We start from the raw sequence: 9,492 nt of genomic DNA, 5'->3' as shown, positions 1-9,492 counted from the left end.
CCTGCCGTGACGGGCGGGGCCGCGGCCGGCACCTCCGGTTTCCTCGCCGTGGACTCGGGCGGGTCCGGCGTCCGTGTCGTGGTCGGCGTGCCCGGGCGCGGGCCGCTGGCACGGCGCGAGACCGGGGAACCGGCGCGCACCGGGACGCGGGGCATCGACCCGGGACACCTCATGGAGCAACTGGTGCCCGTGGCACGGGCATTGGCCGCCGAGGCGGGGGTGGGACGGCTGGAGACGGCCGTACTGGGCGCCGCCGGGTTCGCCACCCTGGGCGACGCGCTGCGCGCCGAACTGCCCGGCGCGCTGGCGCGGCACCTCGGGGTGCGCAGGGTGGCGCTGGTCGCCGACGCGGTCACCGCGTACACCGGCGCCCTGGGGCCGCGGCCGGGCGCGGTGATCGCCGCCGGGACCGGTCTGATCGCGATCGGCACCGATCTGACGGGCTGGCGCCGCGCGGACGGCTGGGGCCATCTGCTCGGCGACTGCGGCAGCGGCGCCTGGATCGGCCGGGCGGGCCTGGAGGCGGCGTTGCGCGCCCACGACGGGCGGGACGGCGGCTCGGCGCGGCTGCTGGCCCGCGCGGAGGAGGCGTTCGGGCCGATGCCGGGGCTGCCCGGCAGGCTCTACCCGCGCTCCGACCGCGCCGCCGTCCTGGCCTCCTTCGCCTCCCAGGTGGCGGTGTGCGCCCCGGACGACCCGGTCGCGGCGGGCATTCTGCGTGCGGCGGCCCGGCACATGGCCGAGTCGGCCGCGGCGGTCTGCCCGGCCGCGGGAGAGCCTCTGCTGGCTCTGACCGGCGGCCTGTTCAAGCTGGGCACCCCCCTCCTCGTGCCGCTGGAGCAGGAGCTGTCCGGCAGGCTGCCGCACGCGCGGCGGGTGCGCGCCGAGGGCGACCCGCTGCACGGCTGCGTGCGGATCGCGACCGACCTGGCCAGGGACGTCCTCGCGCTGCCGGGTGACGAGAAGCTGCTGTACGTGCCGCCTCCGCAAGGGGACTGATCCCGTACACAGACCGATCGGCTCGAATCCGTACGTAACTCATCAGACAAAACCGGACGGATACCGCTCACCTGCACCCTCCCCGAACAGGGGAGCTCGCAAAACCAGTAACATGCGGCGCCATGAGCTCCCCCACTGGGCCCGCGTCCGGCCTGCCAGTACGAATGCCGCGCCCCCGCCAGCCCGGACGGCACCGCCGACCCGAACCACTGGCGGTACCCGAGGGCGCGCCCGCGCTCGTCCTCGCGGTGCCGGGCACGCCCGGCACCGCCACGCGCGGCCTCGCCGAGGAGGTCGTGAGCATCGCCCGCTCCGAACTGCCCGGCCTCGACGCCCGGATCGGGTACCTCGACGGGGACGACGCGGAGTACCCGACCCTGCAGTCCGTGCTCGCCCACGCGGCCGAGGAGCGGACCGCCCGCTACGAGCGGGCCGTCGCCGCCGGGGTGGAGGCCAAGAAGCCCGAGGGGCCCGTCGCGGTCGTCGTGCCGCTGCTGGCCGGTCCGGACAGCGCGCTGCTGCGCCGGGTCCGGCAGGCGGTCATGGACAGCCGGGTCGCGGCCGAGCTGACCGATGTGCTCGGCCCGCACCCGCTGCTCGCCGAGGCGCTGCACGTGCGTCTGTCGGAGGCGGGGCTGNGGCCCGCGCCGACCGCGCCCGCCTGTTCACCGTGGCGACCGCGGCGGACGGGATCATCCTCGCCTCGGTCGGCGGCGAGGAGGCCGTGCAGGCGGCCGGCATCACCGGCATGCTGCTCGCCGCCCGCCTCGCCGTGCCGGTGATGGCGGCCGCCCTGGACCAGGAGGGCTCGATCTCCGGCGTCGCCGAGCAGCTGCGGTCCTCCGGCTCGCAGCAGCTGGCCCTGGCGCCGTACCTGATCGGCCCGGAGATCGACGCCGAGCTGGTCGCCGCCGCCGCCGAGGAGGTGGACTGCTCCGCCGCGGAGGCGCTCGGTCCGTACCCGGCGATCGGCAAGCTCGTCCTGGCCAAGTACACGACGGCGCTGGGCATCGCCCCGCAGCAGCCGCAGGGCGCGCCGGCCCTCTGACGCGCAGTTCGTCCCCGTACGACAAGGGCCCGCCCCTCGGCCGTGAGGAGCGGGCCCTTTTCCCGCGTTCAGCCGAACACCACGCAGGACGCGGCCGTCACCCCGACCGCACCGGCCCGCGCGGGCAGTCCGGTCTCCTCGTCCACGGCGAACCAGGTCACGTCCCCGGAGCGCTCGTTGGCGACGTACAGGAAGCCTTCGGACAGCGTCAGCGCCCGCGGCCAGTGACCGCCGCACGGGACCGTGCCGACCAGCTGCGGCCGCTCCCCGTCCGCTTCCAGGGCGAACACGGACAGCACGTCCTCGCCGCGTGTCGCGGTCCACAGGAACCGGCCGTCCGGCGCGACCGCGAGGCCCGAGGGGTAGGCGTCGCCGGCCGGGGCCGCGGGCAGGACCCGGGTCTCGGCCAGCGGTTCGAGCGAGCCGGCGGCGGTGTCCCAGCGGCAGACGGTGACGGTGGGGGTCAGCTCGTTGACGACGTAGGCGTGCGTGCCGTCCGGGTGGAAGGCGAGGTGGCGGGGTCCGGAGCCGGGACGCAGGGCGGTCTCCCGGTGCACGGCGAGCCGGCCGTCCGTCAGCGTGCACACCCTGACCGAGTCCGTGCCGAGGTCCACGCTGACGGCCCAGCGGCCGCTCGGGTCCGGCTGCACCTGGTGGGCGTGCGGGCCCGAGCCGGTGTGCCGCAGCACGGCGGCCGGTGCCCGGCCGAGGCGGCCGTCGGCGCGGAGGGGGACGGCGCTGACGCTGCCGGAGCCGTAGTTGGCGGTGAGGACGTGCCCGTCGAACAGGCTCAGATGGGTGGGGCCGCTGCCGCCGACCCGCACCGGGGAACCGGTGGGCTCGACCGTCCCGCCCTTCACGCGGTACGCGGCCACCGCGCCCTCGGCCGTCTCGCTGACCACGTAGAGCGTGCCGCCGTCGTCGGACAGCGCCAGACAGGACGGGTCGGGAAGGCCGTTCACGCCGCTCAGCACGGTCAGCGCCCCACCGTGCTCGGCCACGGCCGCGGTGACGATCCCGGGCCCTCCCGCACCCGTGAACGACCCGATGAACGCCCGCCGCTCCCGCCTGCCGCCCTCTGCCACCACGGTCCCCTCCCGATCGTCCCCTCCGCGGCGACGGTAGCAGCCGACCACCTCTGGTCTGGACCAGATCGGGGACACGTTGCCGGGGCCGTGCACCCCGCGAGGCGCGCTCTCCCGCGTCCCGCGGCTACGACCTGCGGCCCGGCCTGCCCCGTCCGCCGCCCTTGGCTCCGCCGTCCCGCCGGCCGCGGGTCGTGGCCCTGGCGGACCGGCCCGTCGGCGCGGGCTTGCGGCGGGTGCCCTTGCCGTCGGCCCGCTGGTCCTCGCGCCGGTCCGGGCCCTGGGGCCGGGTCCGGGTGCCTCCCCGGGTGCTGTTGACCGTCCGGCCGCGGACGATCCCGATGAACTCCTCGACCAGGTCGGTGTGCGCCTCCTCCGGCCACGACAGCGCGACGCTCGACTGCGGGGCGTCGACGACCGGCCGGTAGGTGAGGTCCCTGCGGTGGTGGAGGCGGGCCAGCGACTGGGGGACGACGAGCAGGCCCACGCCCGCCGCCACCAGCTCGACGGCGTCCTCCGTGGTGGCGGGCCGCTCGAAGGCGGGTTCGCCGGGCGGTCGTTCCCAGCCGAGGACGTCGTCGAGGGGGTGGAGGGCGACCTCGTCGGCGAGGTCCGCCAGGGACACCTCGTCCACGGCCGTCACCAGGTGGTCCTTGGGGACGACCACCACCGTCGTCTCGGTGTAGAGGGGGATCGCGCTGAAGAACGTGCGGTCCACCGGCAGACGTACGATCCCCGCGTCCGCCGCGCCGCGGCGCAGTGTCTCGGACGCCTCGGCGGCCGGGACCTGGACGAGGGTGAGGGGGACGTCGGGCAGGCGCTCGTTCCAGATCCGCACCCACTTGGCGGGCGTCGCCCCGGGGACGTACGCGAGCCGGAACGAGACAGTTGCATCCGAGCCGGTCACCCCGCCAGGTTACCCGGCGCGGCGAAGAAGCCCGACCGCGCCGGCCGGAGCCCGCCGGCCGGCGCGGTCGGGGCCGGACGGCCCGGTGGCTGCGCCGGGTCCTGCGCATGCGCCGGGTCTTCCGCCGCCACCGGGCCCACCTGGGAGCGATCGCGCCCGTCGCACGTTCCGCCACGGCGTCCGCCGGCTGACCCTCCCGGCACCTCACGACCTACGACGGCCGGGGCTCACCGGCTTCGCAGGGTCTCGAGCGTCGCGTCGAGCCGGGCCGCGCGCGGCCGGTTGTGGGGCAGCTTGGCGAGCAGGACGGCCATGCCGCAGGTGTTGGTGAGGGCGGAGAAGACCAGCCCGCCCGCGACGCCCGCCGACAGGAGCTGGAAGGCCGGGTGCACGAGCAGGCCGAGGACCAGGCCGAGCAGCACCAAAGTGCCCGCGGTGAAGCGCACTTGGCGTTCCATGCTCCAGGAGGACCGCGTCTCGCAGGCCACGGGCCGGTTCAGTTCGTGGCCCGCGGCGGCCCACGCCCCGGTGCCGCCGGTCAGGTTGGCGGTGGACACGCCCTGCTCGGCCAGCAGCACGCAGGCCTTCTGCGAGCGGGCTCCGGAGGCGCAGACGACCAGGACGTCGCCGCGCGCCGCGGCGTGCCGGATCTCCGGGAGCGCCTGCCGGATGCGGTCCAGCGGGATGTTGAGGGCGCCGGGAAGGTGCCCCGAGGCATACTCGCCGGGTGTGCGCACGTCGATGACGATCAGCTCGTCGAGCCGGGAACGCGCCTGCTCGACCGCGAGGGGCGTGGGAGAAGTGGTCATGGCGGTTCGGATCCTTTCCGGACAGTGGGGTGGTCGACGCCGTCCCGAATCAGGACGTACAGTACCCCCAGGGGTATTTCGCGAGGAGTGATCGTGGACTTGGAGCTCGAGGGCGCCGACCTCAAGGCCGTCCTGAACCGGCTGCGCCGTGCGCAGGGCCAGATCTCCGGTGTGATCCGGATGATCGAGGAGGGGCGGGACTGCGAGGAGGTCGTCACGCAGCTCGCCGCCGCCTCCCGCGCCCTGGACCGCGCCGGCTTCGCCATCATCGCCACCGGCCTGCAGAAGTGCGTGGCCGACATCGAGTCCGGCCGGACGAACGGCGAGGACGCCGCCCAGATGCGGGCCCGCATGGAGAAGCTGTTCCTGTCACTGGCGTGACGCCCGCCGCCCCCGGAACCGGCCAGGCCGGGGCGAGGACCGGGGAACTCGCGCGATCGCGCCGGACATCCAGGACGACGACGCCCTCACCCGGGTGCCGTTCGGCGAGACCGGCGAGCGTGGTCCGCGGGAGGGAGGCGGGCGCCCCGTCCGGGCGGAGCCGGGCAGCCGGAGACGCAGCCGCTGCGGACGTGCGCCTCGACGAAGAACACGAGAAGCTCCCTTCATGGAGAATTTACCCCCCGGGGTATGCCGCCGAGGCTAACACAAGTACCCCCCGGGGTATCCATCCCGCTCCGGGGACGGGGCTCCGCGGACCTCTCGGTCCGCTCACCCCGGTCCGCTCACTCGGGCAGGATCAGCCGACAGGTCTCCCCCGGCTGGACACAGACGGCGCGGTCGGGCAGGCGTACGTCGATCGGTGAGCGGTCGGAGGGGGGCACGGCGATCTCCATGCGACCGTGCTCCAGGCGCAGCCGTACGCCCCAGTGGCCCTGGTAGCGGAGGGCGAAGCCGTAGGAGGACAGCTCGGGCACCGGGACGGGGTCGAGCCACAGGGCGTCCTCGCGGGTCTCCAGGCCGGGCAGTCCGCGCTGGACGAGGTCGAGGCTGCCGGCCATGGCGCCGAGGTGGACGCCCTCACCGGTGGTGCCGCCCTGCAGGTCGGCGATGTCGCCCCGCAGGGCCTCCTGGACGAAGGTCCACGCCTCGGCGCGGCGGGCGCGGGCCAGGACCCAGCCGTGCACCAGGCCGCTGAGGGTGGAGCCGTGGCTGGTGCGGTCCAGGTAGTGGTCGACGGTGCGCCGCCAGAGGCCGTCGTCGAGGTGGTGACCCAACCGCCGGAAGAGCGAGGCCAGTTCGGACGGGGAGAAGAGGTAGCCGAGCATGAGTACGTCGGCCTGCTTGGACGCCTTGTAGCGGTTGACGTTGTCGCCCTCGGCCTCCAGGATCCGGTCCAGACGGCGGATGTCGCCGTATCGCCTGCGGTAGCCGGCCCAGTCGAGTTCGGCGAGGCCGTCGTACCCCTCGAACTGGCTGATGACGCCGTCGTGGAAGGGGACGTACAGCGTGCGGGAGAGGTCCTGCCACTGTTCGAGCTCGGCGTCGTCCAGGCCGGTGCGCTCGGCGAGTTCACGGCGGCGCGGCTCGGGCAGGGTGCGCAGCACCTCCAGGGCCCGGGCGAGCACCCAGGCGGCCGTGACGTTGGTGTAGGTGTTGTCGTCGAGGCCGGGCCGGTCGGCGTCCGGGTAGGCGTCGTGGTACTCGTCGGGACCCATCACGCCCAGGATGCGGTGCCGTCCCAGCTCCTCGTCCCAGGTGGCCGAGTCCGCCCAGAAGCGGGCGATCTGCAGCAGCATCTCGGCGCCCTTGGTGTGCAGGAACTCGGTGTCGCCGCTCGCCTGGCAGTACTGCCACACGTTGTAGGCGACCGCCGAGCCGACGTGCCGCTGGAGATGGGAGTGGTCCGGCAGCCAGCGCCCCGAGCGGGGATTGAGGTGCAGCCGCGGGGACTCCTCCCGGCCGTCGCTGCCGCTCTGCCACGGGTACATCGCGCCGCGCCGGCCGGCCGCGCGCGCCGACGAGCGGGCCCGCTCCAGGCGCCGGTGGCGGTAGTGCAGCAGGGCGCGGGAGACCTCCGGGAAGTGCAGGTTCAGATACGGCAGGACGAACAGCTCGTCCCAGAAGACATGCCCGCGGTAGGCCTCGCCGTGCAGCCCGCGGGCGGGCACCCCGACGTCCAGGTCGGCGGTGTGCGGGGAGAGGGTCTGCAGCACGTGGAACAGGTGCAGGCGCAGGATGCGCCCCGGCTCCCCCGGCACCTCGATGCCCGCCCGCCGCCACAGCTGGTCCCACGCCGTCAGGTGGGTCCGGAGCAGTTCGTCGAAGCCGGGCGCCGCGCCCACCCGGTCGACCGCGGCCCACAGCGGGTCGCTGATGGCCGGGTCGTGGGAGGTGTGCAGCGCGGCGGTCTTGTCGACGGTGGCGGTACGGCCCGGCTCCAGCCGCAGCCGCACCCGCTGGACCGCGCGCGGGTGCTCGTGCCGGGTGGTGATCTCGCCCTCGCAGGTCAGGCGGGTGGCCATGCCGATCCGGATGTCGGAGGTCCGGGTACGGCAGCGCAGCCACACCGTGCCGGGGGCGGCGGTACCGGAGTGCACGTGGGTGAGGTGCCGGCCCTCCAGGTCCCGGTAGCGCTGTACACCGGCGTTGGTGACGCCGCCGTCGACGGCCGCCTCGACCTCGAGGTCCGCCGTGAAGCCGTCGGCGGTGAGCTCGGTGCGCAGCGCCGCCAGGTACCCGTCGGCCATGTGCACGATCCGCTGCTGACGCACGATCAGCGACCGCCCGTCCCCGAGTCCGTACCGGGTACGGCGCTCCAGCAGGCCCGAGTCCAGGTGGAGGACCTGGTGATGGTCGAGGACGGTCGCGGTGTCCGGGGTGAGCCAGGGGCCGTCCGCGAGGCGGAAGCGCAGCGGCAGCCAGTTGGGGACGTTGACCATGTCCTCGTTCTCGACCCGGCGGCCGGCGACGTGGGAGACGAGCCGGTTGTAGCACCCGGCCACGTAGGTGCCCGGGTAGTGCACGTCGTCCGCGTCGCACTCCGGCAGGGCACCGCGGGTGGCGAAACGGCCGTTGCCCAGCGTGCACAGCGCCTCCCGCAGGCGCTCCTGGGCGGGGTCGTAGCCGTCGTACGCCCACGTTCCGGCCGTCGCCGCCGTCACCGGGCCGTCACGTCCGCTGCGGTACGACCGCCACCGGACACTGCGCGTGGTGCAGCAGCGCGTGGGCCGTCCGGCCCAGCTGGAGTCCGGAGTGTCCCGCCCTGTGCCGCGTCCCGACGATCACCAGGTCGGCGGCGGCCGAACGGTCCACCAGCACCCTGTGCGCCGGCCCTTCGACCGTCGCGGGGCGCAGCCGTACGTCAGGATGCCCGGCCCTCGCCTCCCGCAGCACCTCTTCCAGCAGGGCGGAGGCCTCCTGCTCCGGCCCGCGGGCCGGGGCCGCGGAGGACACCTGGAACGCGGGGCTGCGCCAGGCCCGTACGGCGTCGAGGACGCAGCCGCGTGCCTCGGCTTCGCGGAACGCGAACCGCACCGCCTCACCGCCGGTCTCGGTCCCGCCGGCACCGAGCAGGATCCGCTCGTGCGAGCCGGCCAGACCCGCCTTGTCACCGCGGACCACGACCACCGGGCAGTGGGCGCGGGCCGCCACGGCCAGGGAGACCGAGCCGAGCAGCCGCCCCTTCAACCCGCCTCGCCCACGTGAGCCGATGACCAGGGCGGAAGCGGTGTTGCCCTCGTCCAGCAGGGCGGAGACCGCGTCCTCGGGGAGGATGTCGGTGGACACCTTCACGTCGGCGTTGCGCTTCCGGGCCCGCTCCGCCGAGGAGGCGACGACGTGCTCGGCCATCACCTGTTCCGAGGAACGGTCCACGCTCCCCGACGGGACGGCACCCTCGTAGCGCTCCCAGAGGGAGGCGTACACCAGCCGCAACGGCAGACCGTGCCGGGCGGCCTCGTCCACCGCCCAGTCCACCGCCGTCAGGCTCGGATCCGATCCGTCGACGCCCACGACCAAGGGCAGTTCCATCGTTCCCGCCGCCTTTCGCCGGGTTGCCACGTCGCGCGGCAAGAGATCCCACCACCACCGTCGCACCCCTCAGGTACCCCCGCGAGGGCGGTTCGGCCTCCTCGGGGGCGTTCGGCCCGGGCAGGCCCCGGCCGCCGCCGGTCAGGAGAGTGGATCGAGACCGTACATGCTGCGTCCGCCGACCAGTTCGCGGCCCGTGACCAGCTCCGGCTCGATACGGACGAAGACCTCCCGGGGCCAGGGCACCCAGGAACGCGGACCGCTCACCGCCAGCCGCCGCCGCTCGGCCGGATCCGTCACCACCGCGGCCGCACCGGTCACCACCACACTCCACCCCGACCGCGCCACCGCGTCCACCTCGTCCGCCTCGAACGCCACCACCGCACCCTCCACCGCCCGCACCAGCTCCGAGTCGGCCGAGGTGCGCAGCAGCACCGCACCGTCGCCGTCCAGGGCGAAGTTCACCGGCAGCACCGCCGGCAGGGCATGACGCGTGTGGACGACACGGCCCACCGGCACCTTGGCCAGCAGCCGCAGACACTCCTGCCGGTCCAGCTCACGGAACCCGTCGTTGCGATACATCAGCCATCCGTCTTTCCACCCGGCACGGCGAACCCGGCACGGCGGGCACAGCCGTGGTACATGCCCCCATCCTCCGGCCGCCCGGACCGC

Annotated in this window: 8 protein-coding genes and 2 pseudogenes; 4 read left to right on the top strand and 6 right to left on the bottom strand. The window is 74.7% G+C overall.

What is annotated here, in order from left to right:
• Nucleotides 1-6 precede the first annotated feature (6 nt).
• The 3 genes and pseudogenes from RH94_RS34135 to RH94_RS45515 all read left to right on the top strand — a co-directional run.
• A complete protein-coding gene (locus RH94_RS34135; protein WP_073952188.1) occupies nt 7-999 on the top strand; it encodes an N-acetylglucosamine kinase in 993 nt (330 codons plus the stop codon).
• Between the two features lie 122 nt (nt 1,000-1,121).
• Nucleotides 1,122-1,637 (top strand): annotated as a pseudogene (locus tag RH94_RS45520) (hypothetical protein); the annotation flags it as partial.
• 1 nt (nt 1,638) lies between these two features.
• A pseudogene (locus RH94_RS45515) lies at nt 1,639-2,047 on the top strand (hypothetical protein); the annotation flags it as partial.
• A gap of 68 nt (nt 2,048-2,115) precedes the next feature.
• Here the strand turns inward: RH94_RS45515 and RH94_RS34125 are convergent.
• From RH94_RS34125 to RH94_RS34115, 3 genes are all read right to left on the bottom strand, one after another.
• Nucleotides 2,116-3,132 (bottom strand): lactonase family protein, encoded by a 1,017-nt coding sequence (locus tag RH94_RS34125; protein WP_073952276.1) that lies wholly within the window; start codon nt 3,130-3,132, stop codon nt 2,116-2,118.
• A gap of 127 nt (nt 3,133-3,259) precedes the next feature.
• Complete coding sequence (locus RH94_RS34120) at nt 3,260-4,039, bottom strand: LysR family substrate-binding domain-containing protein (RefSeq protein WP_073952187.1); 780 nt, start codon at nt 4,037-4,039, stop codon at nt 3,260-3,262.
• Between the two features lie 227 nt (nt 4,040-4,266).
• Nucleotides 4,267-4,848: a rhodanese-like domain-containing protein gene (locus tag RH94_RS34115; protein WP_073952186.1), complete on the bottom strand. Its 582-nt coding sequence runs from the start codon at nt 4,846-4,848 to the stop codon at nt 4,267-4,269.
• A 93-nt stretch (nt 4,849-4,941) separates the two neighbouring features.
• Between RH94_RS34115 and RH94_RS34110 the strand changes: the two genes are divergently transcribed.
• Nucleotides 4,942-5,229 carry a metal-sensitive transcriptional regulator gene (locus tag RH94_RS34110; RefSeq protein WP_073952275.1) on the top strand — a complete coding sequence of 96 codons (288 nt, stop codon included), beginning with the start codon at nt 4,942-4,944 and terminating at the stop codon, nt 5,227-5,229.
• A 344-nt stretch (nt 5,230-5,573) separates the two neighbouring features.
• On the opposite strand, the gene RH94_RS34105 is transcribed toward RH94_RS34110, so the two are convergent.
• The 3 genes from RH94_RS34105 to RH94_RS34095 form a co-directional block, all read right to left on the bottom strand.
• Nucleotides 5,574-7,952, bottom strand: a complete 2,379-nt coding sequence (locus RH94_RS34105; protein ID WP_073952185.1) for a glycoside hydrolase family 65 protein — start codon at nt 7,950-7,952, stop codon at nt 5,574-5,576.
• Between the two features lie 7 nt (nt 7,953-7,959).
• Nucleotides 7,960-8,820: a universal stress protein gene (locus RH94_RS34100; protein WP_073952184.1), complete on the bottom strand. Its 861-nt coding sequence runs from the start codon at nt 8,818-8,820 to the stop codon at nt 7,960-7,962.
• Between the two features lie 141 nt (nt 8,821-8,961).
• Nucleotides 8,962-9,402 (bottom strand): pyridoxamine 5'-phosphate oxidase family protein, encoded by a 441-nt coding sequence (locus RH94_RS34095; RefSeq protein ID WP_073947304.1) that lies wholly within the window; start codon nt 9,400-9,402, stop codon nt 8,962-8,964.
• Nucleotides 9,403-9,492 lie beyond the last annotated feature (90 nt).

Source organism: Streptomyces kebangsaanensis, from assembly GCF_001906585.1.
Taxonomy (GTDB): domain Bacteria; phylum Actinomycetota; class Actinomycetes; order Streptomycetales; family Streptomycetaceae; genus Streptomyces; species Streptomyces kebangsaanensis.
Note: the sequence above shows the minus strand (reverse complement) of the source record. Positions and strands in the feature narration are given on the sequence as shown.